Raw genomic sequence first — 25,021 nt, forward strand, 5'->3', positions numbered from 1 at the left:
ATCGGCGAAGGACAGCCACGGGTCAGGTGGGTGAACTAGGCAATGAGTACGAATATCAGCAGCCGTCTGCTGACCGATGCGCCGCGGGTGCTGGTGGTCGACGGTTCGCGCGTGGTGCGCCAGTTGATCACCCGCGTGTTGCAGGCCGAACTGCCGGGGGTCGAGGTGGTCGGCTGCGGCAGCGGCGCCGAGGCGCAGCAGGTGCTCGGCGAGGGCGTGTTTGATTTCATCACCATCGCGCTGCGCCTGCCCGACATGGACGGGCTGGAGCTGGCGAAGTTCGTGCGCGAGTCGGCGCCACAGATCTACGTGCCGATCGTGGTGGTGTCCGGCGACGTCGAGGATCGGCTGCATCGGCGCACGCTGGGCGAGCACGTCACCGACTATTTCGACAAGGCGCTGGGCTTCCAGGCGCTGGCCGAGTTCATCCGCGGCTACGTCAGCACGCAGACGGCGGCGGAAGGCACCGTGCTGTATGTCGAGGACAGTCGCGTGGTGGCGCTGGCGACCCGCCGCATGCTGGAGAAGATCGGCCTCACCGTGCGTCACGTGGTCAGTGTGGAGGATGCGCTGGCGATGCTGGAGACGGATCGCGCGCTGGGTTGGGTCGGCGCCGACGTGGTGCTCACTGACGTCAGCCTGAAGGGTGAACTCACCGGCGGCGACCTGCTCAGGCAGATCCGTGGCGAGTTCGGCTACGGCAAGGGCCGGCTGCCGGTGCTGGTGATGACCGGCGACGAGAACCCGGCCAACCAGGCCGCGCTGATCAAGGCCGGCGCCAACGACCTGGTCGAGAAGCCGGTCGAGGAAAAACTGCTGGTGACCAAGCTGCTGTTCCAGCTGCGCGTGGCCAGGCACCTGCGCGAACACGCCGCCGAGGCATGAGCGACGCGGCGCAGATCCGGCTGGAACCGTCGTGGAAGGCGCGCATCGGCGATTACCTCTTGCGCCCCGAGATGCAGGCGCTGGCCGCCTTCCTGCGCGCGGAGAAGCAGGCTGGCAAGCGGATCTATCCGCCCGGCCCGGAGATCTTCGCGGCGTTCGAACACACACCGTTCGACGTGGTGCGGGTGGTGATCCTGGGCCAGGATCCGTACCACGGCCCCGGCCAGGCGCACGGCCTGTGCTTCTCGGTGCGCCCCGGTGTGCGGGTGCCGCCGTCGCTGGACAACATCTTCAAGGAAATCCAGCGCGACCTCGGCATCGCGCGCCCCGACCACGGCTGCCTCACGCCGTGGGCCGACCGCGGCGTGCTGCTGCTCAACAGCGTGCTGACGGTGGAGGAAGGCCATGCCGGTGCGCATCAGGGCAAGGGTTGGGAAGGCTTCACCGATGCGGCGATCGACGCCTTGAACCGCGAGCGCGAGGGGATCGTGTTCCTGCTGTGGGGCAGCTACGCCCAGCGCAAGGGGCAGCTGATCGACGGCCGCAAGCACTGCGTGCTGAAGAGCGTGCACCCGTCGCCGCTGTCGGCGCACCGCGGCTTCCTCGGCTGCGGGCATTTCTCCGCCGCCAACCGCTACCTGGAAAGTCGCGGTCAGTCGCCGATCGACTGGTCGCTGCCGACGCGGGCTTCACTTCCCGCCGGTTGAGATGACGATGACCGGTGTTGGCGGCTGACCAGCACGGCTCGCACGTGGGCTTTCGCGCGACGGACGGCATCGGCCAGCGGATAGCCCCGGGCCACGCCGGCCGCGATGCCGGCCGAGAGCATGCAACCAGTACCGTGCAGACGGCGGGTGGCCACCCACGGCGCGGCGAAGCGCTGCGTGCCTTCGGCGGTAATCAGCAGGTCGACCGCTTCCACCAGCGCGGCATGGCCGCCCTTCATCAGTACCGATCGTGGTCCGAGCGCGAGCAGGGCGCGGCCTTGGGCCTCCATGTCCGGCTCGCCTTGAGCACAGGCCGTGCCGAGCAGCGCGGCCGCTTCGGCCAGGTTTGGCGCAAGGCAATCCGCCAGCGGCAGCAGGCGCGTGCGCAGCAGGTGCAGCGCGGCCTCGTCCAGCAGTCGGGTGCCCGAGCTGGCGACGAGCACCGGGTCGATGATCACGAAGGGCGGGCGGCGGCGCTCCAGCTGTCCGGCCACGGCCGCGACGATATCGGCGTTGGCCAGCATGCCCAGCTTCACGGTGCGGACGTCGATCTCCTCGAACACGGCGTCCAGTTGCGCCTGCACCATCGCGGCGGACATCGCCTGTACGGCGCGGATGCCCGTGGTGTTCTGCGCGGTGACCGCGGTCACTGCGGTGGCGCCATCGACGCCGAAGGCGGCGAAGATCTTCAGGTCGGCCTGGATGCCGGCGCCGCCGCAGGAGTCGGAGCCGGCGATGGAGAGCGCGCTGACAGCCGGCATCACGCGTCTACGCATCACGAGGGCAGGCCGGCGAGCGTCACCAGTGCCAGCTGACGGTAGCCACGGGATTGCAGCTGTCGGGCGGCACGCCATGCGCGCAAACCGCTCTGGCAGCACAGCACGACACGGCCGTCGGTGGGCGGGTGTTCGGCGGCGAACGCGACGATGCGTTCGGGGGTGAAGCGCAAGGCGTTTGCCAGCGGGGAGGTCGGCGCTTCGTCAAGACTGCGCAGATCGATCACGACGTCGCAGGGCGTGACGTTATCGACTTCGATGAAGCGCAGCACCTCGCCTTCGGGTTCGCCGGCATGGTGGAAATCGAAGCCGCCGAACGCCAGCCGGCCGGCGTCGAAACTCGTCAGTCGGCCCAGCGGCGAGGGCTCGATGCCCAACAGCCACTGCAGCACGAACTGCGCCTGCAGGCTGCCGAGCAGGCCGACCAGGCTGCCGAGCACGCCGGCGCTGCTGCAACTGGCGGCGCGTGCGGGCATCTCGGGGAACACCGCGCGGTAGCTGGGCGCACCGGCGCAGAAGCCGCCGGCGTAGCCGGCCAGGCCGACCGCCGACGCGCTGATCAGCGGCGTGTGTTGCTGCATGCAGGCGTCGCTCAGGACGTAAGTGGCGGCGAGACTGTCCGCGGCATCGACGACGATGTCGGCCGCGCCGACCAGCGCCGCTGCATTCCCCGGCGTCAGTCGCTGCGGCCGTGCTTCCACCGCGATGTCCGGGTTCAGGCGCAGCAGGGCCGCGCGTGCCGCTTCCACTTTGCGTTCGCCGATATCGGCCATCGTGTAGAGCGGTTGCCGGTGCAGGTTGCTCTCTTCGACGCGGTCGGGGTCGACGACGATCAGCCGGCCGATGCCGGCAGCAGCCAGGTAGTGCAGCACCGGACAGCCGAGGCCGCCGGCGCCGACCACCAGCACGCGGGCCGCGGCGAGTCGGGCCTGGCCGGTGGGGCCGACTTCGGGCAGGGCGATCTGGCGCGCGTAGCGATCGGTCATGCGCGTGCGCCGGTGAACGCGGTCCAGTCCGCGACGCGGGCGGCCGGGTCGGGATGCCGGGTCACGTCGCTGACCACGGCGACGCTGTCCGCGCCGGCGTCGAAACAGCCGGCGGCGCGCTCCAGCGTGATGCCGCCGATCGCCACCAGTGGCCGCCCGCCGACCCGCCGTTTCCACTCACCGATGCGCGGCAGCCCCTGCGGCGCCCACGGCATCGCCTTGAGCGTGGTCGGATAGATCGGACCCAGCGCGACGTAGTCGGGGGCGAGCGCCAGCGCCTGTTCCAGCTCGGCGTGGTCGTGCGTGCTGATGCCGAGCCTCGCGCCACGCGCGCGGATCGCCCGCAGGTCCGCCGCGAGCAGATCCTGCTGTCCCAGGTGGATGAAGTCGGCGCCTTCGTCCAGCGCGATCTGCCAATGGTCGTTGACCACCAGCTGCACCTGCCGCGCGCGGCAGACCGCCAGCGCCGCGCGCACTTCACGACGAACCTGCGCCGGCGGACGTTCCTTGATGCGCAACTGCAGCAGCCGGACACCGAGCGGGGCGAGTCGGCCGGCCCAGTCGGCGCTGTCCACGATCGGGTAGAACGCGGGGAACGCGTTCATGCCAGCCACGCCGTGCCCGCCACCGGCGTCGAGGGCACGGCGAGATCGCGCGGCTCCATCGGTTGCGCCTCGAAGCCGGCGCGGCCCGCCGCGATCGCGTGGGCGAACGCCCCGGCCATCGCCACCGGATTGCCAGCCATGGCCACCGCGGTGTTCAGCAGCACGCCGTCGACGCCCAGCTCCATCGCCTGCACCGCGTGCGACGGGCGGCCGATGCCGGCGTCCACGATCAGCGGCACATCCGGGAAGTGCGCGCGCAGCGCACGCAGGCCGAACACATTGTTGAGCCCGCGGCCGCTGCCGATCGGTGCGCCCCACGGCATCAACACGCGACAACCGGCCTGCAACAGGCGGTCGGCCACCACCAGGTCCTCGGTGGTGTATGGAAACACCTCGAAGCCGTCGGCGGCGAGTTCGGCCGCGGCTTCGACCAGGCCGAACACGTCGGGCTGCAGCGTGTCGGCATCGCCGATCACCTCCAGCTTGATCCAGTCGGTGTGGAAGATGTCGCGCGCCATTTTCGCGGTGGTCACCGCTTCCTTCGCCGAGTGGCAGCCGGCGGTGTTCGGCAGCACGCGCACGCCAAGGTTGCGGATCAGCGACCAGAAGTCCTGGCCGCTGCGCTGCTTGCCGGCTTCGCGCCGCAGCGACACGGTGACGACTTCGCTGCCCGAGGCTCGCACCGCTTCGGCGAGGATCGCCGGCGAGGGGTAACGCGCGCTTCCCAGCAACAGGCGCGAGCCCAGTTCGATGCCGTAGAGATTCATCGTTCAGCCGCCCTGCATCGGTGCGAGGATTTCCAGCGCATCGCCCTCGGCCAGCGCGGTCGTGTCGCGCTGACTGGCCGCCACGAAGCGGCCGTTCACGGCCGTGGCGACGATGGCCTGGTGGTAATCGAGTTCGTCCAGCGCCTGCGCCAGGGTGGTGGCGCGCACCGCGTTGGCGACGCCGTTCACGGTGATGTGCATGGAGCGGTTTCCGGGAGGATGGGGAGGATCATCTGCGCAGCCTGCCGGGCGAACGCCGGTGCCAGCAGGAAGCCGTGGCGGTAAAGCCCGTTGAGGTACACGGTGCGGCCGCGCCTGAGCACGCGCGGCAGGTTGTCGGGGAAGGCCGGGCGTACGCCCACGCCCAGTTCCAGGATCTCGGCCTCGGCGAACGCCGGGTGCAGCGCATACGCGGCGTTGAGCACGTCCATCGCCGAACGCACGGTGACCGGACCGCGGCGGCTGCTTTCCAGCAGCGTGCCGCCGAGCATGAAGACACCGTCGCCGCGCGGCACCACGTACAGCCCGAAACGCGGATGCAGCAGGCGCACCGGGCGCGACAGGTGGATGTCAGGCGAGCGCACGACGATCATTTCGCCGCGTACGCCGCGCAGGTCCTCCAGCGTGTCGCGCGCGGCGAGGCCGCGGCAGTCGACGACCTGGTCCGCATCGATGCACTCGGCATCGGCGTCCACGCCGTAGCGGATCGTCACGCCCATCGCCGCCAGTTGCGCGGCCAACGCGGGCAGCGCGCGGCGCGGATCGAGGTGGGCTTCATCGGGGAAGAACAGGCCCTGACGGAAACGCCCGGCCAGTTCCGGTTCCAGCGCGCCGATGCGCTCGGCGTCGATCGGCTCGAAGCGCTCGGTGCGCCGGCCGAACAAGGCCAGCTCGCCGGCGTCGCGGCTGGCCGCGACCACCAGCGTGCCGTGCTGCACGGTACTGGCGAAATGGCGCTGCCACCACGCGATGGCGGGCGCGCCCAGCACCGCCACCTGCGGCTCGGCGGTGGCCTGCTCGCACCACGGCGCCAGCATGCCGCCGGCGACCCACGCGCAGGCCTGCGCGTGGTCTGGCGCGCGCTCGATGATCTCCACCCGGGCGCCACGCTCAGCCAGCTCCATCGCCGTGACCAGGCCGGCGACGCCGGCGCCGAGGATGCCGATGCGCATGGCGGCTATTCCGCGGTCGGCACGTAGAGCGTGGCGCCGCGTTCGACGAACTCGCGCGACTTGCCGTCCAGACCGGCCTGCGGCGCGGCCTCCTCCATCTCGCGTACTTCGCGGCGCAGGTCCTGGGTGATCTGCATCGAGCAGAACTTCGGCCCGCACATCGAGCAGAAATGCGCGACCTTGTGCGCCTCCTTCGGCAGGGTGGCGTCGTGGTAGGCGCGTGCCGTGTCGGGGTCGAGCGACAGATTGAACTGATCCTCCCAGCGGAATTCGAAACGCGCGCGCGACAGCGCGTCGTCGCGACGCTGTGCCGCCGGATGGCCCTTGGCGAGGTCGGCGGCGTGCGCGGCGATCTTGTAGGTGATGACGCCGGTCTTGACGTCGTCGCGATTCGGCAGGCCGAGGTGTTCCTTCGGCGTGACGTAGCAGAGCATCGCGGTGCCGAACCAGCCGATCATCGCCGCGCCGATGCCCGAGGTGATGTGGTCGTAACCCGGCGCGATGTCGGTGGTCAGCGGGCCGAGCGTGTAGAACGGCGCCTCGGCGCAGTGCTGCAGCTGCTTGTCCATGTTGAGCTTGATCTTGTGCATCGGCACGTGGCCGGGCCCTTCGATCATCACCTGGCAGCCGTGTTCCCACGCGATCTGCGTCAGCTCGCCCAGGGTTTCCAGCTCGGCGAACTGGGCCGCGTCGTTGGCGTCGGCGATCGAGCCGGGGCGCAGGCCGTCGCCCAGCGAGAAGGCGACGTCGTAGCGGCGCATGATCTGGCAGATCTCGGCGAAGTGTTCGTACAGGAAACTCTCGCGGTGATGGCTGAGGCACCAGCGCGCCATGATCGAGCCGCCGCGCGAGACGATGCCGGTGACCCGCTGCGCGGTCAGCGGCACGTGCTGCAGGCGCACGCCGGCATGGATGGTGAAGTAGTCCACGCCCTGCTCGGCCTGCTCGATCAGGGTGTCGCGGAAGACCTCCCAGTTCAGCCGGGCCGGGTCGCCGCCGACCTTCTCCAGCGCCTGATAGATCGGCACGGTGCCGATCGGCACCGGCGAGTTGCGGATGATCCACGAGCGGATGTTGTGGATGTTGCGGCCGGTGGAGAGATCCATGATCGTGTCTGCGCCCCAGCGGATCGCCCACACCAGTTTCTCGACTTCCTCGGCGACGCCGGAGGACACCGCCGAGTTGCCGATGTTCGCGTTGACCTTCACCAGGAAGTTGCGCCCGATCACCATCGGCTCCAGCTCGCCGTGGTTGATGTTGGCCGGGAGGATCGCGCGCCCCCGCGCGATTTCGCTGCGCACGAATTCGGGCGTGACGAAGGCGGGCAGGGCGGCGCCGAAGGCCTCGCCGTCGGCCAGCCGGGCGGCGGCGTCCTCGTGCATCCGGGTGCGCGCCAGGTTCTCGCGTTGGGCGGCGTAGACCATTTCCTCGGTGACGATGCCGGCGCGGGCGAACTCCAGCTGCGTCACCGGTTGACCTGCTTCGCCCATGCGCAGCGTGCGCTGCGCTGGACACGGCGCCACCTGCCGTTCCGCGCCAGTCCCGCCGTTGTCTTCCGGGCGGGTGGCGCGGCCTTCGATGGTCGCGAAGCCGCGTGCTCTGATCCATGTGTCGCGCAGCGGCGGCAGGCCAGCGGCGAGATCGATCCGGGCATCGTCGTCGGTGTACGGCCCGGACGAGTCGTAGACGTGCAGCGTCGGCGTCAGCGGGTCCTTCAGCGTGATCTCGCGCATCGGCACGCGCAGCGACGGATGGCCGGGCGGGCTGACGTAGACCTTGCGCGAGCCGCGGATCGGCCCGGTGGTAACCGTCAGCGCCGGGGCGGCGGGTGCGTAATGGCTCATGGATCTCCTCCTTGGGTGGAGATCCGGGGCGTGACGCTGCAACGGCGCACGGACGCGCCGACTGCGGCCGCCCATGGTGATTCCCGTTCCTACGCCGGCATGACCCGGATCAGGTTCAAGGGTCAGCTCGCGCTATCTCAGCCCCTTGCGGGGCACCCCTCGGAATGCGCCGCAGGATGGCGGCGGGGTCGAGGGCTGTCAAGCCGGATCGCACGACCTTCGGCACTCGCGGCGACGGAGAAGCCGCGTTCTGATGCGAACGCGGGAAGCGCATCGGGCCGATCGTGACGCGTCGTGAACGTAACCCCGGCCAAGCTGGGGGCGAAGGGAAGAAGAAGAAGCTGGACAGGGCTGCTAAATATCTGTACCATTCGGTTCATTAAAAGCCCGGAACCAAATGCCGGGCTTAGCACTCCAACCACCTGAGTGCTAAACTTTGACGTTATTGCAGGAGGTTCCATCCATGTCTCAAGCCTTGGTGACCGCCAACTTCCCGCTGCCGAGCGTTGTCGGCAGCCTGGATGCATACATTTCCGCGGTCCATCGGATTCCGGTGCTGAGCTCGGAAGAAGAGCAGGCGCTGTCGCGCGACTATCTCGAGGAAGCCAACCTGGCGGCCGCGAAGAAGCTGGTGATGTCGCACCTGCGTTTCGTGGTGCATGTGGCGCGCGGCTATTCCGGTTACGGCCTGCAGCTGGCCGACCTGATCCAGGAAGGCAACATCGGCCTGATGAAGGCGGTCAAGCGCTTCGATCCCGACCAGGGCGTGCGCCTGGTCAGCTTCGCGGTGCACTGGATCCGCGCCGAGATGCACGAGTTCATCCTGAAGAACTGGCGCATCGTGAAGGTCGCCACCACCAAGGCGCAGCGCAAGCTGTTCTTCAACCTGCGCAAGAGCAAGAAGCGCCTGGGCTGGATGAATGCGGCCGAGGTGAGCACCGTGGCGAAGGATCTGGGCGTGCCCGAGGCGACCGTGCGCGAGATGGAATCGCGCCTGTCCGGCCGCGACATTGGCTTCGAGGCGCCGGTCGATGCCGACGACGACGCCAAGCCGGCACCGGCGGCGTTCCTGATCGACGATGGCGCCGACCCGTACGAGAACGTGTCCGACGAGGATTACGCCGACAACCAGATGGAAACGCTGAGCGATGCGCTGGGCCAGCTGGACCCGCGCTCGCGCGACATCATCCAGCGCCGCTGGCTGGACGACAGCAACAAGGCCACGCTGCAGGACCTGGCCGATGAGTACGGCGTGTCCGCCGAACGCATCCGCCAGATCGAGGCGAACGCGATGAAGAAGATGCGCGGCCTGTTCGCCACGGCGGCCTGAGCCGGCGCGTCGAGGCACGGTCCCGAACGAAAACGGCCCCGCGAGGGGCCGTTTTCATTTCCGCCTCTTTGACGTGTGCCGCTCAGCGCCGCACGGCGGCGGGCTGGCGCAGCGCCATGCCCTTGAGCACGTTCAGCGCCTGCGACAGCGCGTAGTCGCTGGTGGCCAGCTTGGCGTCGGCGGCGCTGCCGTCGTCGTTGATGTCGGTGCCGGCCTGGGCCTTCTCGTTGGCCAGGTGGTTCGGCAGGTCGGCCTCCGAACTGATCAGCGCCGGCCCATGGTCGGACGGGTTCACGGTGAGGTCGGCCAGCGCGATGTCGGGCTTGATGCCCTCGGCCTGGATCGAGGTGCCGTTCGGCGTGTAGTAGCGCGCGGTGGTGATCTTCACCGCGTGGTCGGCGTCCAGCGGCAGCACGGTCTGCACCACGCCCTTGCCGAACGTGCGCTGGCCCATGATCAGCGCACGGTGGTTGTCCTTCAGCGCGCCGGAGACGATCTCCGCGGCCGAGGCGGTGCCGTTGTTGGTCAGCACGATCATCGGCGCGCCGGCGAGCTGGTCGCCGGGATGCGCAGTGAAGCTCATGTTCGCGTCCTGCAGCCGGCCGCGGGTGGTGACGATGGTGCCGGCGTCGAGGAAGTCGTCGCTGACGCCCACCGCCGCGGTGAGCAGGCCGCCGGGGTTGTTGCGCAGGTCCAGCACGGCGCCCTTCGGTGCTCCGTGCTTCGCGATCAGCTGTCCCAGCTTCTTCTCCAGGTCGGCGGCGGTGTCGTCCTGGAACTGGCTGATCCGCACGTAGGCGTAGCCGGGTTCCAGTTCGCGCACCTTGACGCTGCTGATCGCGATGTTCTCGCGTACCAGGTGCAGGTCGATCAGCTTGTCGCTGTTCGGGTGCACGATGGTCAGGTCGATCTTGCTGCCCGGCTTGCCTCGCAGCTGCCTGAACATGTCGTCCACGTTCTGCGCGTCGACCACGCTGCCGTTGACCTTGACGATGCTGTCGCCCGGCTTGATGCCGGCGCGCGCCGCCGGGGTGTCGTCGATCGGCGAGACGATGCGCAGGCCGCCGTCGACCTGCAGCACCTCGATGCCGAGGCCGCTGTACTCGCCGGTGGTGTCCTCATTGAGCTGGGCCAGGCCGTCCTTGTCCAGGTATTCGCTGTGCGGGTCGAGGCCGCTGAGCATGCCGGTGATGGCGGCTTTCATCAGGGTCTTGTCGTCGACCTTCTCCACATAGGCCTGGCGCACCACTTCGTAGACGCGGCTGAAGTTGCGGATGTCTTCCAGGCTCACCTGGTTGCTGGAACTGGCGGTGGCCGGCGCGTCGGCGCGGCTGTTGGCGGCCGGCAGATCGACTGGCGGCGCCGCCACGCTGGCGGCCGCGGCCGGCGCGCTTTGCGCGCGCAGGTTCGGCGCGGCCAGCAGGAACGGGGCGGCGAACAGCAGGGCCGCCATGCCGATCGCCGGGCTGGAAGGGGATGGACGCATCGTGTGACTCCGTACGGCAGGCAACGCCGCGCCGGGGCGCGACGAAAGTGTGGTCAGGCATGAGACAACCGGATGCCGGGGTAATTCAGCGTGAACGTGTGGCTAGCCTGCGATGCGGCGGCGATCGCGTCAACGGTGCTGGCTCAGCCAGCTGCGCGGGTCGACCGGCTTGCCAGCCTTGCGCAGTTCGAAATAGACCCCGGTATTGGCGCCGGTGGGCGGGCTGGCGGTGCCGATCGCCTGGCCGGCCTCGACCTGGTCGCCGACGTCGTGCAGCAGGGTTTCGTTGTTGCCGTACATGCTCATCCAGCCGTTGCCGTGGTTGAGGATCAGCAGCATGCCGTAGCCGCGCAGGAAGCCGGCGTAGATCACCCGGCCGCGTGCCACCGCATGGATCTCGCTGCCGCCGCTGGCCTTGATCAGCACGCCGCTGCCGTAGCTGTTGACCACGCCGCTGGCCGGCCACGGCAGGTTGCCGCGGATGTTGGCGCCGGCGCCGCCGACTTCGAGCGGCGGTGGCGGCTTGCGCCCGGGGTGCTTCCTGATCGCCGCGGCGCGTTCGGCGGTGGCGCGGGCGGCGGCTTCGTCGATCGCCTTCTGCAGCTTGTCGAGCAGGTTGTTGAGTGATTGCGCGTTCTGCTTCAGCGCGGCCAGCCGCTGCGCCTGGTCCTTGTAGCGGGCGTCGGTTTCGGCGGCCAGCTTCTGCTGCGCGGCACGCTGCTTGGCCAGCGTGGCCGCCTGCTGTTCGCGCTGGGTCCGGGTTGCCTGCAGCGCCTGCTGTTCGGCGGTGATCGCATCTTCCAGCTCCTGCAGCTTGGCCAGGTCGGCCATCAGTTGCTGCACGCGCTGCACGCGGTCCTGCTGGAAGTATTTCGAGTACACCAGCGCACGGGCGATGCGCGCGACGTCCTCGTCGCCCAGCAACAGGCGCAGGTCCGAGCCGTGGCCGAGCGCGTAGGTGGCGCGCAGCAAGTCGGCGATCGCGGCGCGCTGGCTGTCCAGTGTCTGTTTCAGGGTGGTGCGCTGCTGCTGCAGCTGATCCAGCTGTTGCTGCTTGGCCGCCAGTTCGGTATCGGTCTGGTGCACCGCGCGCGCCGCGCCGGCCAGCGCGTTGGCCTGTTGGGCCAGTTCGGCGTTGACGCTGTCGCGGCGGGCGGCGGTGTCGGCCTGCTCTTTGGCCAGCGCCTCCATCTGGTGGTGCAGCTCGGCCAGTTTCTGCTTCGCCTCGACCTGTTCGCTGCGGCTCTTGCCGTCCTGGCGCGCCTGCAAGGCGGCTGTCGTGAACGTGGTGGCAAGACCGATGGCAACGGTGAGCAGGACGTGCTGGAGCGGGCGGACGGGCTTGGGCATGGCCGGATTATCACCGAGCCCGCTGATCCAGGCGAGACGCCGCCGCCAGGGACTGTCCCCGGTCGTGCGTGCGCGTGGATGCCCGGCGAACTTTCCCTGGCCGTGATGGCCGGTGTGGCGTAAGTTTCGCGCATGTGCCTGATCGCGTTCGCCTGGGATACGCATCCACGCTGGCGCCTGCTGCTGGTGGGCAACCGCGACGAGTTCCATGCGCGGCCCAGTGCGGCGCTGGCGCGTTGGGACGATGCGCCGATCGTCGGCGGTCGCGACCTGGAGGCTGGCGGCACCTGGCTGGGTGTCACCGATGGCGGGCGCTGCTGCGTGGTGACCAACGTGCGCGACCCGCGCGACCCGCAACTGGGCACCTCGCGCGGCCTGCTCGCTACCGACTACCTGCGTGGCGCCGCCGATGCCGCCACGCACGCGCAGCAACTGCTGCGCACCGCCGCCGATTATCGCCCGTTCAACCTGCTCACCTTCGATGCGCACGCGGCGTTCTACCTCGGCAACCGCCCCGAACCGCGCGCGCAGGCGGTGACACCCGGCGTGCATGGCCTGTCGAACGCCGACTTCAACACGCCATGGCCGAAGACCCGCCTGCTGATGCAACGGCTGCAGCAGTGGATCGAGGCTGGCGGCGACGCGGATTTCGCGCCGCTGTTCGAGGCGCTTGCCGACGAACAGCAGGCCCTGGATGCGCAGCTGCCGGACACCGGGGTGGGTCTGGAGCGCGAGCGCCTGCTGTCGCCGGCGTTCATCCGCGGCGAGCAGTACGGCACCCGCGCCAGCACCGTGGTGGCGATCGGCCACGATGGCCGCGGCGTGATCGCGGAGCGTCGCTTCGGGCCGAACGGCCGCTTCCACGGCGAGACGATGCTGCGCTTCGGCGAGCTCGTGCTGCGTCACTAGCCCGACGCCTACGCCGGCGATCGGCATCGTCGGCTGCCGGTACGTGCGGCCGGCGGCTAGCCTGTCGCCAGGTCCACGGAACGGAACGGGCACATGCGCATGAAATGGTTTTCGCTGGGCACCGGCATCGTGTTGTCCATTGCCGGCGTGGCGCACGCGACCGCGTGCCCGGACTGGTCGCCGGCACGGGCGCAGCAGGAGCTCGCCGCGCTGCATGACCGGCTGGAAGGCTGGAACCACGCGTACCGCGTCGAAGGCCAGTCGCCGGTGAGCGACGCGGTCTACGACCAGGCCATGCAGCGCCTCGCCGCATGGCAGCGCTGCTTTCCCGCGCAGGCACCGGCGCCATTGGCGCCTCTCGCCGACGCCAGCGGCCGGATACGTTCGCCGGTGGCGCAGACCGGGCTGGCCAAGCTGCCCGACGTGGCGGCGGTCGAGGCATGGATGCACGCGCACGGCGACCATGACCTGTGGGTGCAGCCGAAGGCTGATGGCGTGGCGGTCACCCTGCTGTACGTGGACGGCCAGTTGCGCCAGGCGAGCAGCCGCGGCGACGGCCTGCATGGCTCGGACTGGACGCGGCTGGCGCAGGCGATCGAGGCGATTCCCAAACGGCTGCCCCATGCGCCGGCACGCGTGGTATTGCAGGGCGAGTTGTACTGGCGCCTGCCCGGCCACGTGCAGGCCGACGACGGCGGTGCCAACGCCCGTTCGACGGTGGCCGGCGCACTGGCGCGCGATGCGCTGGATGCCGACAGCGCGGCGCAGATCGGCCTGTTCGTATGGGACTGGCCCAGCGGCCCGGCCGACATGCCGGCGCGGCTGGCCGGATTGGCGGCGATGGGTCTGGCCGACAGCGTGGCGTATACGCAGCCGGTAACGACGCTGGACGAGGTGAAGCGCTGGCGCGAACAGTGGTATCGCCACGCCATGCCGTTCGCCGCCGATGGCACGGTGCTGCGCCAGGGCCATCGGCCGCCGGCGTCGAGCTGGCCGGCGGCGCCACCGGACTGGGCGGTGGCGTGGAAGTACCCGGCCGCGTCGGCGCTGGCCGAAGTGCGTGCGGTGGATTTCACCGTGGGTCGCAGCGGCCGCATCACGCCGGTGCTGGAGCTGGAGCCGGTGCAACTGGACGATCACCGCGTGCAGCGGGTCAGCGTGGGGTCGCTCAGGCGCTGGCGCGAACTCGACATCCGCCCCGGCGACCAGGTCGAGGTGGTGCTGGCCGGATTGACCATTCCGCGCCTGCAGTCGGTGGCGTGGCGTACGCAGCAGCGCGCGGTGGTGACGCCGCCGGATCCGGCGACGCATGACGCGCTCAGCTGCTGGTCGCCGACGCCGGGTTGCGAGCAGCAGTTCCGTGCGCGGCTGGTGTGGCTGGGCGGCCGGCAGGGCCTGCAACTGGACGGCCTCGGTGCGGATACCTGGCAGGCACTGATCGATGCCGGCCAGGTCCGCCACCTGCTGGACTGGATGGATCTCACGCCGGAGCAACTGGCGAGCGTGCCCGGCCTGGGCGCCAGTCGCGCGGCGACATTGGCGCGCAGTTTCGCCGGTGCGCGCGATCGTCCGTTCGCGCGCTGGCTGCAGGCGTTGGGGGTGCCGTCAAGCGTGACGGCCGGACTGCCCGACTGGGCCACCCTGAGCGCGCGCGGGGCGAGCGACTGGCAGGCGCTGGAGGGTATCGGTGCCGGTCGCGCGAACCAGCTGGTGGCGTTCTTCGGCTGCCGCGAGGTGCGCGCACAGGCGGCGCGCCTGCACGCCGCCGGCGTGTCGGGCTTCTGAAGGCGGGTCCGGTGGTTCCGGCGGGACGGGCACGGCCCGCCGGCGCTGGCGTCGCGTGCGGCAACGGCGGCCGGCGGCACACCCGCTGCAAGCGTGGGCGCATGATCGCCAGTGGCCGCTTCAGCCCTTCAGTTCGCCATCGTGGTAATACCAGCGGCCGCCTTCCTGCACGAAGTGGCTGGTCTCGTGCTGGCGTTGCGCACGGCCGCCGCCGAGGCGGTAGCGGGCGACGAATTCGACCGTGGCGTGGTGGTCGTCGATGGTGTGCAGGCGGCGCACTTCCAGTCCCAGCCAGGTCGGCGGCGGCTGCTGCGCGGACAGCCGCAGCGAGGCCGGGCGAGTGTCGGCATGCCAGCTGGCGAGCAGGTAGTCCTCGCGCTTGAGCACGTAGGCGCTGTAGCGCGAGCGCATCAGTTGTTCGGCCGTGGCGGCGATGGCGCCGTCATGCAGCGGCCCGCAGCATTGGCTGTAACCGGCCGGGTTGCCGCAGGGGCAGGGGGTCAGCGTGTCGATCGACTTCATGCCGCCTTTGTACCCGGTTCGGCGCGATCATGCAGGTCTGGTGTGTGGGCGATGCTCAGCCGTGGACGCGTTGCCACACGCGGCAGCGGTTGTTGGCCGGCATCGCGACGTCGGCGCGCAGGCGGAAACCGGCGGCGTCGGCCAGTGCGTCGACGGCTTCGGCGTCGCGGATCGCCATGTGCGCGCCGCGTGTCTTCAGCCAGGTGTCGAACGCCGCATTGCTGTCGCTGCTGTAGCGGCCCTGCTCATTGAACGGCCCGTAGATCGCCAGCACGGCATCGCCAGTGGTGATCACGGGCAACCGTGCAAACAGCCGCTGCACCTCGGGCCAGGCCATGATGTGCAGGGTGTTGGCGCTGAACACCGCGTCGAACGGGCCGTTCGGCCAGGCGCCGCCGACGTCGAGTTCCAGTGGCGGCGGCGTGTTCGGCAGCGCCGCCTCGTCCAGCCAGGCGCGGATGCCGGGCAGGTTTTCCGCGCGGTCGGAGCTCTGCCAGCCCAGCTGCGGCAGCGCCGCGGCGAAATGCACTGCGTGCTGGCCGGTGCCGCTGCCGATTTCCAGCACCTGTCGGCGGTCGGCGAAATGTTCGCGCAACACGCCGAGGATCGGTTCGCGGTTGCGCTCGCACGAAGGCGAGTGCGGCTTCTCCACGCGCAGGCGCGCGTCAGACCGGATAGCCGCGCAGTACGCGGGCGGGCAGCATCAGCAGTGCGCCGAGGAAGGCGAACACGGCGCTCACGGTGATGCCGACCAGCCGCAGTGGCAGCAACAGCAGCCACACGATCGGGTACAGCACCAGCGCCAGCAGCGCGAGCGGCCAGCAGAACACCAGCAGCAACAGCCAGAGCAGGAAACCAGCCATGTGGTGATCCTCGTGGAGGGGTGGGGTCGATGCCGACTTTAACGCAGGTCGACGCGGGCGCGCAGGTGACTCTCGACACCCCCGCGCGAAAGGCTCATGCCATCGGGTTCACGCCGATCAGCGCCAGGTGCAGCCACAGCGTGAACACGGCCCAGCCGGCGATACCGACCACCACGGCCAGCAGGTCACCGACCAGGGTGCCGGCCGGATAGACCGTGCCGGCGGCGCGATCGCGTCGGCGCGACACGATGAACAGCAGCACAGCCCACAGCAGGAACGCGCCGAACAGCAGCACGTCGTGCAGCATGCCGGTGGCCAGCAGGTGACCGACCGCCCAGGTCTTCACGCCCAGCAGCATCGGATGGCCGAACTTCGCCTTGAGGTGGTTGCGCGGGATGTACGCGGCCGCCACCAGCACGAAGGCGAACAGGGTGAACAGCGCGTTGAGGTGACGCAGCCACAGTGGCGGCACGTACAGCGGCACGGGATGCTGCCTTGCCAGGCCGAAGCCGTACACGATCAGCACCAGGCCGATAATCGAGACCACCGAGTAGAGGCCTTTCCAGCCCAGCTCGCCAAACCGCGTCCGCTGCTGGTTGCGCCAGCTGTCGGCGAAGATGCGCAGCGAGTGGATACCGAGAAAGATCAGCAGGCCGAGGATCAGCACGGGCATGGCGGGATTCCGGTGGTGACGGCAAGCGCCGACTATAGATGGCTGCCACGTCGCGCCATAGTGACAATCGTCAGGAGACGGCTTCGACCCGCACGACCAGCGCCAGCGCGCCCGGCTGCACGGTCAGCGTCGGGGCAGCGGACGACGGCCGCCAGGCGTCACCCGCGCGCAGCATGCCGTCGGCGCTGTCGATCGCACCGCGGGCGCAATACACCAGCGTGGTGGTGGCGTCGGTCAGGTGCGGCCCTGCATCGCGCCATACGTCGATCGCGCCGCGCACGCGTCCGCGGCGCAGCATCAGGTTGAAGTCGCGAGTGGGGCCGCCGACCAGCGCCACATCAACCCTCGCCTCGCCGGGAAACGCGAACGGCGCGAACGGCGTGGTTAGCGCGTGCGTCCGCCCGCCATCCACCGTCATCGTGAAGCCGGCGCCGTCGAGCAGCACGATCTCCCGGTCGATGCCGGGAAACACGGAGAACGGCGCGGCGCTGTCGACCTCGGCCACGCTCACCCGCCACAGGAAATCATCCATGCCGGCAGTGGACGGCTGGACGGCTATTTCGCGAGTGCGGCCCAGGCCGTTCTTCCACGGCTGCAACGGACGGTCGGCCAGGCGGATGATCATGCGGTCCTCTCGATTACGCGCTGGAATGGTGGCAGCGCCTTCAGCATGCCGCTGCCGTAGCGCTTGGTGACCACGCGTCGGTCCAGCAGCACGATGCGGCCGTGGTCGCTCTCGTTGCGGATCAGGCGGCCGCAGTACTGGGTGAGCAGGCGGGTGGCCTCGGGGATGCTGACCTCGATGAACGGGTTGCGTCCGCGCGATTCCAGCCACTCGGCATAGGTGGCGCCGACCGGGTCGGTGGGCACCGCGAACGGCAGCTGGGTGATCACCACCGTCTCGCACAGCTTGCCCGGCAGGTCCAGGCCTTCGCCGAACGAGGCCAGCCCGAACAGCGTGCTGCCCTTGCCGGCCTCGATGTCGGCGCAATGCTCGGCGACCAGTTGCGACTTGCCCAGCGAGCCCTGTGCGCGCACCTTGCGCACCTGCGCGATCGGCAACTTCTGCAGTACGCGGTCAAGCTTCTGGCGCGAGGTGAACAGCACCAGGTTGCCGGCGTCCCAGTCGAGGTTCTCGGCCAGCCACTCGCTGATTTCCTCCGCGTGCGCCTCGCGTGCGTCGGGCAGCGTGCGCATCGCCGGCACTTCCAGCCGCGCCTGCGCTTCGAGGTTGAACGGCGAGGGCAGGCTCAGCGTTGCCGCGTCGTCGGGCAGGCCCACCGCGTCGGCGAAACCGCGGAAATTGCCGCCGGCGCTCAGCGTGGCCGAGGTCAGCAGCACACCGCTGGCGTTGCCCCACAGCACGCTGCGCAGCAGGCCGGCGGCGGACACCGCCGAGGCGTGGCAGACCAGTTGCTGGTCGGCGCCCAGGGTGACCCAGCGCGCCAGCGGCGGTGCGTCGTCGGGATCGTCGCCGGACCACGCGCGCCAGCAAGCGGCCTGCCTGCCGATGCGTTCCAGCGCGATGCCCAGCTCGCGCGCCAGCGCTTCCTGGGTCGGGCCGCCGTCGGTCATCTCGACCACTGCGCGGCGCACCGCGCCGAGCCAGCGCTGCACTTCGCCGGTGAACATTCCGAGCAGGCGCGCATGTTCCACCCATGGTTCGGGCAGCTGGCCCAGCGAGCCGCGGTACATCGGTTCGGCCTCGGCCGGATCGGGCAGCCAGCCGAGACGGATCTCCTTTTCCAGTTCTTCCAGCGCGTCGCTGAGTTCCTGCAGCTTCGCGTCGCCGGCGTCCAGCGAAAGCTTGCCCAGGGTTTCCTTGTCGGTCAGTGAATACGCCGCGTGCACCTGCCGGCCGAGCCGGCTCAGCTGGCGCACGCTGGCGGTCATGTAGACCTCGGCCGCGCCGCGGTCGATCGCCTTGCCCGGCAGGTGGTGGGCTTCGTCGAACACGTACAGCGTCTCGTCCGGTCGCGGCAGGATCACCCCGCCCCAGGCCGGATCGGCGCCGCCGTCGCCCTCGCCCGGCATGGTCAGGTCGGCCAGCACCAGGTCCTGGTTCGCCACGATGATCTCGGCGTCGTCCACCGCGCGGCGCGCGGCGAAGAACGGGCAGACCATGAAATGGCCGCACTTGCGGTTGGTGCAGCCGCCGGCGCTGGTGGTGATCATCGGCCGCAGCAGGTCGCTGACCGGCTCCGGCGCGCTGTCCATGTCGCCGTTCCATTCACCGCGGTCGAACGCGTCGCGCAACTTCGCCAGCGCCTGCTTGTCGCGCGGCTGCGGCGGCTTGCTCCACAGCATCAGGTCCGCCTCGAAACCGGCCAGGCCCATCTGCGCGTCATGGACGCTGTTCGCCGCCATCAGCAGGTTGCGCGGGCACAGGTAGCGGCCGCGGCCCTTGGCCAGTGCCACCTTCGCCTCGATGCCGTTGAGTTGCAGGTACAGCGGGATGTCCCGTTGCACCAGCTGTTCCTGCAGCGCCACGGTGGCGGTGGCGATCAGCAGCTTCTTCTTCTGGAAGCGGGCCACGTCGACGCCGGCGATCAGGTAGGCCATCGACTTGCCGGTGCCGGTGGGCGCCTCGACCGCCGCCACGCCGCCGGCGCGAGCGAACGCCTTGGCCGTCTCGGCGATCATCCGCCCCTGCGAGGCACGTGCGCGGAAACCCGGCAGGCCTTCCTTGAGGCGTGCGTAGGCGGCGCGGATGGCGTCCTTGGTGGTATCGGCGAGCATGGGCGGATCGGGAACCTGCGGTGCGGATCACATGGAAACAGGGCGCTGGCCGACGGATGGCGTGGCCGGCCGGATGCCATGGGGCAGTTTATCGGTATTGCGCGTCGGCCCACATGAGGGCAGGCTCAGCAAAGCCCGACGCCAACGTTGCCGCATGGTTTCGATGGGTGTACTGGTCGAGCCCGGGCTTGGGGGGAGCTCCATCGATGAAGTGTGCCGATACCGTGCATTCGACGTCGCATGACGGATCGTTGCAGCTGAGCTGGCTGGCCCGGCTGATCGACGCGCACGCGCCGGAAGAAGTGGCCGAGGCGATCGCCGCACTGGTGCAGGCCCGGCCGGGCTGCATTGCGGCCGGCGTGTTGTGGGGGTTGGACGAGGTGGTCGCCGCACCCGGCATGCCGCTGGCCCTGTTCACGGCAGTGCCGTTCGCAGCGGCCGATGGGCCGTGGCTGGACGCGGCCCGCCGCGCGGATGGCCCGCACTGGCACCCGGACCGGCAGCGCGTGGCGATCCGCCTGTGTTCGCAACCCGAGCCGGCGGTGTTGCTGCTGCAACTCCAGCCCGCGCATGCCGACGCCGGGTTTTTTGCGGAACTGGAGGCACCGCTGCAACTGGCGGGCCAGCATCTGCGGCGGGCGCTGGAGTGGGCCGAGCTGCAGGATTCGCACGAGCAGCTCGAACGTTCCGAAAACCTGCAGCGCGCGCTGTTCGCGATCTCCGACCTGGCCGGCTCCGAGCGCGACATGCCGGCGATGCTGCGCGGCATCCACGCGATCGTCAGCACGCTGATGTACGCGGAAAACATTTTCATCGTGATGCACAACGCCGAGCAGGACACGATCCGTTTCCTGTACTACGTCGATGTCGAGGACCCTCGCGTACCCGGCGACGGGCTCGACATGCCGCTGAGCGCGATCGAGTACACCCTGACCTGGTACGTCATCTGCGACGGCAAGGCGCGCATGGGCAACGCCGACGAGCTGCGCAGCCAGGCCGCCGGGCCGGTGGCGCAGATCGGCCCCGACAGCACGGACTGGCTCGGCGTGCCGATGCTGCGTGACGGCCAGCTCGGCGGTGCGCTGGTGGTGCAGAGCTACCGGCCCGACATCGGCTTCAGCGACGAGGACCTCACCCTGCTGGAGTTCGTCGGTAGCCACATCCTCACCGCACTGGAGCGCAAGCAGGGCAAGGAGGACCTGGAGCAACGCGTGCAGCTGCGCACCCGTCAGCTGGCCGAGGCGAACCGCGGCCTGCAGCTGGAGATCATCGAACGGCAGCGCGCCGAACACCTGCAGGCGGCGCTGTTCCAGGTTGCCGAACTGGCCACCGCGGACATCGGCCAGGACGCGTTCTACCGGCGCGTGCACGCGGTGGTGGGCGAGCTGCTGAACGCGGAGAACTTCTTCATCGGGCTGCTCTCCGACGAGCGCCAGCGGCTCACCTTCCCCTACTCGGTGGATGCGGTGCTGACGCCGCCGGCCGAACGCGCGCTGGGGCGTGGCCTGAGCGAGTACGTGCTCAGGCTGGGACGGACGCTGTGCGTCGACAACGCGGACATCGAGGAACTCGAACGGCGCGGCGAGATCGCGCCGGGGCGCATGAATTCGCCCGCGATGTACTGGCTGGGCGTGCCGCTTATCGTGGGCGACGAGGTGATCGGCCTGGTCGCCGTGCAGAGCTACCGGCCTGACGTGGTGTACGGCGTGGCCGACCAGGAACTGCTCGGCTTCGTTGCCTCGCAGATCGCCAACAGCCTCACCCGGCGCCGCTCCGCCGAGTCGCTGAAGCGTGCCTACGAACAGCTTGAACACCGGGTGGAGGAACGCACGCTGGCCTTGCGCAAGGAAATCAGCGAGCGCGAGCGCATGCAGGATCAGCTGCGCCACCAGGTCATGCACGACTCGCTCACCGGGCTGCCGAACCGCGGCTACCTGCGTGACCGCATCGACCGCGTGCTGGCTTCGATGCAGCGCGGGTCGCAACAGCGCTGCGCGCTGCTGTATCTGGACGTGGATCGTTTCAAGATCATCAACGACAGCCTCGGCCACCTGGCCGGCGACGAGGTGCTGAAGGAGGTGGCGCGGCGGCTGGCAGGCTGCGTGCGCCATCCGGATCTGGTGGCGCGGCTGTCCGGCGACGAGTTCGCGATCCTGCTGGAGCAGGATGACCTGCCGGCGGCGGCGATCGCCGTGGCGCAGCGCGTGCTGGATGCGCTGCGCGCGCCCATGCCGGTCGCCGGCAAGGAGCTGCAGGTGACCGCCAGCGTGGGCATCGCCATCGGCGACGATCACTACGCGACGGCTGACGAGGTGCTGCGCGACGCCGACATTGCGCTGTACCGGGCCAAGGAACTGGGCCGCAAGCGCTACGAGCTGTTCGACGAGACGCTGGCGAAGAACGTGGTCGACGTGCTGACGCTGGAGGGCGAGTTGCGTCAGGCATTGCAGCATGACCAGTTCGAGCCGTATTTCCAGCCGATCTGCGCGCTCGACGGCAGCGACCGCGTGGTCGGCTTCGAGGCATTGATCCGCTGGAATCACCCGCGCCGCGGCGTGCTGCGGCCTGGCGATTTCCTGAAGATCGCCGAGGACAGCGGGTTGGTCGAGGCCATCGACTGGCGCATGTTCGAGCTCGGCTGCCGACGGCTGCAGCAGCTCGGCCGCAGCGATATCTTCATGACGGTGAACGTCTCGGCGCTGCACCTGCGCCATGCGGATTTCGACCGGCACCTGGTGCAGTTGCTGGAGCGCACCGGCCTGGCGCCGTCGCGACTGGTGATGGAGGTCACCGAGGGCGCGCTGCTGGACAACCCCGAGCGCGTGCGCGCCACGCTGGAGCGGCTGCGCGCGATCGGCATCGGCGCGGCACTCGATGATTTCGGCACCGGCTATTCCTCGCTCAGCTACCTGCACTCGCTGCCGCTGCGCATCCTGAAGATCGACCGCGCATTCGTGCAGGAGCTGGACAAGGGCGCCAACACTTCCAGCACCACGGTGGTGGCGGCGATCCTGGCGCTGGCCCGCGCGCTGAACATCCAGGTGATCGCCGAAGGCATCGAGACGCCGACCCAGCGCGATGCACTGATGGCGATGGGCTGCGAGATGGGCCAGGGCTACCTGCTCGGCCGCCCGGCGCCGATCGCGCAGTGGCGGGAGCCGCGCACGGTCGACGCGTGAGCCGGGCCGCAGCCGCGGCCCGGCCGAACCCGTTCAGCCGGCGGCGACGATCTGCCGCAACGCCTGCTCGAACGCCTCCGGCGGCTGCCCGCCGGAGATCAGGTGCTGGCCGTTGACGATGGTCGCCGGCACCGAGTGGATGCCGCGGCTCTGGAAGAACTGCTCCTGCGCGCGCACTTCGTCGGCGAACTCGTCGCTGGCGAGAACTTCCCGCGCATGTTCCGCGTCCAGACCGGCTTCAACAGCCAGCCGCAGCAGCGTGTCGTGTGCGCTGACGTCTTCGCCGTCAGTGAAATAGGCGCGCAGCAACGCCTGCTTCAGCGCGAGGTGATGGCCTTCCAGTTCGGCCCAGTGCAGCAGCCGGTGCGCGTCGAAGGTGTTGTAGACGCGGCGGCGCCGATCCATGTCGAAGGTGAATCCCAGCGCCGCACCGCGGGCGCGGATCATCTCCTGGTTCGCCGCGATCTGCGTGGCCGAACTGCCGTACTTGTGTACCAGATGCTCGACCGCATCCTCGCCCTCCGCCGCCATCTGCGGATTCAGCTCGAACGGCTGGAAATGGATCTCGGCCGTCACCTCGCCATCCAGCTTCGCCAGCGCCTGCTGCAGCGAAGCCAGACCGATCGCGCACCACGGGCAGGAAACGTCGGAGACGAAGTCGATACGGAGCGGGGCGGGCGTGGACATCGGGATACCTTCATCGTGAGACAGGCAGTGCGGATACTGCCGATCCGATCAAGATGCGGCCACGATGCGGCGCAATCAACTGCCGGTAGGAACCCGGCTTCCGGCGATGCCCAGCGCCACCGCCTCGGCCACCTTGATGCCGTCTACCGCCGCCGAAAGGATGCCGCCAGCGTAGCCGGCGCCTTCGCCGGCGGGATAGAGGCCGCGGGTATTGAGGCTTTGCAGGCTGTCGTCGCGCTTGATGCGGACAGGCGAGGAGGTGCGCGTTTCCACGCCGGTGAGGATCGCGTCGTGCATCGCGTAGCCGCGCAGCTGCCGCTCGAATGCGGGCAGCGCCTCGCGGATCGCGGCGATCGCATAGTCGGGCAGCGCGCTGTCGAGGTTGCCCAGGGTCACGCCGGGTTGGTACGACGGCTGCACGTCACCGAATTCGCGCGAGGCGCGACCGGCCAGGAAATCGCCGACGAGTTGCGCCGGAGCGCTGTAGTTTTCGCCGCCGAGCACGTAGGCGTGGCTTTCCAGTGCGCGCTGCAGCGCGATGCCGGCGAGCGGGCCGCCGCTGTTGTCATACGGCACGAAGTCGGACGGCTCGATGCCGACCACCACCGCCGCGTTCGCGTTGCGCTCGTTGCGCGAGTACTGGCTCATGCCGTTGGTGACCACCCGGCCGGGTTCGCTGGCGGCGGCGACCACGGTGCCGCCGGGGCACATGCAGAAGCTGTAGACCGAGCGACCACCTTTACCGTGATGCACCAGCTTGTAGTCGGCCGCGCCGAGGATCGGGTGGCCGGCCTGCGGGCCGAAGCGGGCGCGGTCGATCACCGATTGCGGGTGTTCGATGCGGAAGCCGATCGAAAAGGGCTTTGCCTCCAGGTAGACGTCGCGTGCATGCAGCATCTCGAAGGTGTCGCGCGCGCTGTGACCGAGCGCCAGCACCACGTGGTCGGCACGCAGCTGTTCGCCACTGGCCAGGCTGACGCCGCGCACGCGGCGCTCGCCGGCGGCGTCGGTGTCGATCAGCAGATCGTCCACGCGCTGGCTGAAGCGGATCTCGCCGCCCAGCGACTGGATCGTCTCGCGCATGTTCTCCACCATCGAGACCAGCCGGAACGTGCCGATGTGCGGCTTGCTGACGTAGAGGATCTCTTCCGGCGCGCCGGCCTTGACGAATTCGGTGAGCACCTTGCGGCCATGATGCTGCGGGTCGCGGATCTGGCTGTGCAGCTTGCCGTCGGAAAAGGTGCCGGCGCCGCCCTCGCCGAACTGCACGTTCGATTCCGGGTGCAGCTGGCGCTTGCGCCACAGGTCCCAGGTGTCTTTCGTGCGCTCGCGTACTTCCTTGCCACGGTCGAGGATGATCGGGCGGAAACCCATCTGTGCCAGGATCAGGCCGGCAAACAGGCCGCAGGGACCGAAGCCGATCACCAGTGGGCGGTGTTCGATCCGCGGTGGGGCCTTGGTCACGAAGTGGTAGTTCGTGCCCGGCGTGGGCTGCACGTGCACGTCGTCGGCAAAACGCTGCAGCAGCTCGGCCTCGCGCGGGGTGTCGATGTCCAGCGCGTAGATCAGCATGATCGCGCCGCGCTTGCGCGCGTCGTAGCCGCGCCGGGCGACGCTGTAGCCGGTGAGCGCGGCGGCGTCGATGTCCAGCCGGCGGAGGATCGCGGCGGTGAGCGCGGCCTCGCCGTGGTCGAGCGGCAGCTTGAGGTCGGTCAATCGCAGCATGGGAGGCCCGGAACGGTCGGTCGGCTGGAGT

23 protein-coding genes and 1 riboswitch are annotated in these 25,021 nt (G+C 69.5%); of the genes, 6 read left to right on the forward strand and 17 right to left on the reverse strand.

The genetic code is table 11. The features are described 5' to 3' along the window. Nucleotides 1-42 precede the first annotated feature (42 nt). Nucleotides 43-885, forward strand: coding sequence for a response regulator (locus QQA13_RS01775; RefSeq protein ID WP_108470547.1), 843 nt, complete (start codon nt 43-45; stop codon nt 883-885). After that, nucleotides 882-1,592 (forward strand): uracil-DNA glycosylase, encoded by a 711-nt coding sequence (gene ung / locus QQA13_RS01780; RefSeq protein ID WP_108470548.1) that lies wholly within the window; start codon nt 882-884, stop codon nt 1,590-1,592. Before QQA13_RS01775 ends, ung begins: the two co-directional genes overlap by 4 nt. Here the strand turns inward: ung and thiD are convergent. The 7 genes from thiD to thiC are packed head-to-tail and all read right to left on the reverse strand — an operon-like array spanning nt 1,538 to nt 7,742. Beyond that, the gene (gene thiD / locus QQA13_RS01785) at nt 1,538-2,368 is read right to left on the reverse strand and encodes a bifunctional hydroxymethylpyrimidine kinase/phosphomethylpyrimidine kinase (RefSeq protein WP_234411258.1); all 831 of its coding nucleotides are present in this window, start codon (nt 2,366-2,368) and stop codon (nt 1,538-1,540) included. The genes ung and thiD overlap by 55 nt on opposite strands. Next, nucleotides 2,368-3,354, reverse strand: coding sequence for a HesA/MoeB/ThiF family protein (locus QQA13_RS01790; RefSeq protein WP_108470550.1), 987 nt, complete (start codon nt 3,352-3,354; stop codon nt 2,368-2,370). The genes thiD and QQA13_RS01790 overlap by 1 nt, the downstream gene beginning before the upstream one ends. Beyond that, on the reverse strand, nt 3,351-3,959 hold the full coding sequence (locus QQA13_RS01795; protein ID WP_108470664.1) for a thiamine phosphate synthase: 609 nt from the start codon (nt 3,957-3,959) through the stop codon (nt 3,351-3,353). The genes QQA13_RS01790 and QQA13_RS01795 overlap by 4 nt, the downstream gene beginning before the upstream one ends. After that, nucleotides 3,956-4,726, reverse strand: coding sequence for a thiazole synthase (locus QQA13_RS01800; RefSeq protein ID WP_108470551.1), 771 nt, complete (start codon nt 4,724-4,726; stop codon nt 3,956-3,958). Before QQA13_RS01800 ends, QQA13_RS01795 begins: the two co-directional genes overlap by 4 nt. Nucleotides 4,727-4,729: 3 nt before the next feature. Further along, a complete protein-coding gene (thiS, locus tag QQA13_RS01805; protein ID WP_108470552.1) occupies nt 4,730-4,927 on the reverse strand; it encodes a sulfur carrier protein ThiS in 198 nt (65 codons plus the stop codon). After that, on the reverse strand, nt 4,912-5,898 hold the full coding sequence (thiO, locus tag QQA13_RS01810) for a glycine oxidase ThiO (protein ID WP_108470553.1): 987 nt from the start codon (nt 5,896-5,898) through the stop codon (nt 4,912-4,914). Before thiO ends, thiS begins: the two co-directional genes overlap by 16 nt. Nucleotides 5,899-5,903: 5 nt before the next feature. Next, nucleotides 5,904-7,742: a phosphomethylpyrimidine synthase ThiC gene (gene thiC, locus QQA13_RS01815; protein ID WP_108470554.1), complete on the reverse strand. Its 1,839-nt coding sequence runs from the start codon at nt 7,740-7,742 to the stop codon at nt 5,904-5,906. 69 nt (nt 7,743-7,811) lie between these two features. Then, nucleotides 7,812-7,912: riboswitch (TPP riboswitch) on the reverse strand. Nucleotides 7,913-8,205: 293 nt separating this feature from the next. On the opposite strand from thiC, the gene rpoH reads away from it, so the two are divergent. After that, complete coding sequence (gene rpoH / locus QQA13_RS01820; RefSeq protein ID WP_108470555.1) at nt 8,206-9,072, forward strand: RNA polymerase sigma factor RpoH; 867 nt, start codon at nt 8,206-8,208, stop codon at nt 9,070-9,072. A gap of 82 nt (nt 9,073-9,154) precedes the next feature. Here rpoH and QQA13_RS01825 read toward each other — a convergent pair whose 3' ends face one another. Together QQA13_RS01825 and QQA13_RS01830 are read right to left on the reverse strand one after the other, a co-directional pair. Then, nucleotides 9,155-10,558, reverse strand: coding sequence for a S41 family peptidase (locus QQA13_RS01825; RefSeq protein ID WP_108470556.1), 1,404 nt, complete (start codon nt 10,556-10,558; stop codon nt 9,155-9,157). A gap of 129 nt (nt 10,559-10,687) precedes the next feature. Further along, nucleotides 10,688-11,908, reverse strand: coding sequence for a murein hydrolase activator EnvC family protein (locus tag QQA13_RS01830; protein WP_234411251.1), 1,221 nt, complete (start codon nt 11,906-11,908; stop codon nt 10,688-10,690). 132 nt (nt 11,909-12,040) lie between these two features. Here QQA13_RS01830 and QQA13_RS01835 point away from each other — a divergent pair, with 132 nt between their 5' ends. Together QQA13_RS01835 and ligB are read left to right on the forward strand one after the other, a co-directional pair. Continuing rightward, nucleotides 12,041-12,817: an NRDE family protein gene (locus QQA13_RS01835; RefSeq protein ID WP_108470557.1), complete on the forward strand. Its 777-nt coding sequence runs from the start codon at nt 12,041-12,043 to the stop codon at nt 12,815-12,817. 93 nt (nt 12,818-12,910) lie between these two features. Continuing rightward, nucleotides 12,911-14,602 carry an NAD-dependent DNA ligase LigB gene (gene ligB, locus QQA13_RS01840; RefSeq protein ID WP_199909799.1) on the forward strand — a complete coding sequence of 564 codons (1,692 nt, stop codon included), beginning with the start codon at nt 12,911-12,913 and terminating at the stop codon, nt 14,600-14,602. Between the two features lie 120 nt (nt 14,603-14,722). Here the strand turns inward: ligB and QQA13_RS01845 are convergent, their stop codons facing one another. The 6 genes from QQA13_RS01845 to dinG all read right to left on the reverse strand — a co-directional run bounded on the left by QQA13_RS01845 (nt 14,723) and on the right by dinG (nt 19,399). After that, on the reverse strand, nt 14,723-15,124 hold the full coding sequence (locus tag QQA13_RS01845; RefSeq protein ID WP_108470559.1) for a YchJ family protein: 402 nt from the start codon (nt 15,122-15,124) through the stop codon (nt 14,723-14,725). Between the two features lie 55 nt (nt 15,125-15,179). Then, entirely contained in the window at nt 15,180-15,776 is a 597-nt protein-coding gene (locus tag QQA13_RS01850) for a DUF938 domain-containing protein (RefSeq protein WP_108470560.1), read from the reverse strand. A gap of 13 nt (nt 15,777-15,789) precedes the next feature. Further along, nucleotides 15,790-15,987: a hypothetical protein gene (locus tag QQA13_RS01855; protein ID WP_108470561.1), complete on the reverse strand. Its 198-nt coding sequence runs from the start codon at nt 15,985-15,987 to the stop codon at nt 15,790-15,792. Between the two features lie 94 nt (nt 15,988-16,081). Next, a complete protein-coding gene (locus tag QQA13_RS01860; protein ID WP_108470562.1) occupies nt 16,082-16,660 on the reverse strand; it encodes an NnrU family protein in 579 nt (192 codons plus the stop codon). A gap of 70 nt (nt 16,661-16,730) precedes the next feature. Further along, entirely contained in the window at nt 16,731-17,285 is a 555-nt protein-coding gene (locus QQA13_RS01865) for a HutD/Ves family protein (protein WP_108470563.1), read from the reverse strand. After that, nucleotides 17,282-19,399: an ATP-dependent DNA helicase DinG gene (dinG, locus tag QQA13_RS01870; RefSeq protein ID WP_108470564.1), complete on the reverse strand. Its 2,118-nt coding sequence runs from the start codon at nt 19,397-19,399 to the stop codon at nt 17,282-17,284. The genes QQA13_RS01865 and dinG overlap by 4 nt, the downstream gene beginning before the upstream one ends. A 206-nt stretch (nt 19,400-19,605) precedes the next feature. On the opposite strand from dinG, the gene QQA13_RS01875 reads away from it, so the two are divergent. Then, nucleotides 19,606-22,578 (forward strand): bifunctional diguanylate cyclase/phosphodiesterase, encoded by a 2,973-nt coding sequence (locus QQA13_RS01875; RefSeq protein ID WP_108470565.1) that lies wholly within the window; start codon nt 19,606-19,608, stop codon nt 22,576-22,578. Between the two features lie 33 nt (nt 22,579-22,611). Here QQA13_RS01875 and QQA13_RS01880 read toward each other — a convergent pair whose 3' ends face one another. After that, nucleotides 22,612-23,265, reverse strand: coding sequence for a DsbA family oxidoreductase (locus QQA13_RS01880; RefSeq protein WP_108470566.1), 654 nt, complete (start codon nt 23,263-23,265; stop codon nt 22,612-22,614). Nucleotides 23,266-23,340: 75 nt separating this feature from the next. After that, nucleotides 23,341-24,990, reverse strand: coding sequence for an NAD(P)/FAD-dependent oxidoreductase (locus QQA13_RS01885; protein WP_108470567.1), 1,650 nt, complete (start codon nt 24,988-24,990; stop codon nt 23,341-23,343). Nucleotides 24,991-25,021 lie beyond the last annotated feature (31 nt).

This window comes from Rhodanobacter thiooxydans, assembly GCF_030291135.1.
GTDB classification, from domain to species: domain Bacteria; phylum Pseudomonadota; class Gammaproteobacteria; order Xanthomonadales; family Rhodanobacteraceae; genus Rhodanobacter; species Rhodanobacter thiooxydans_A.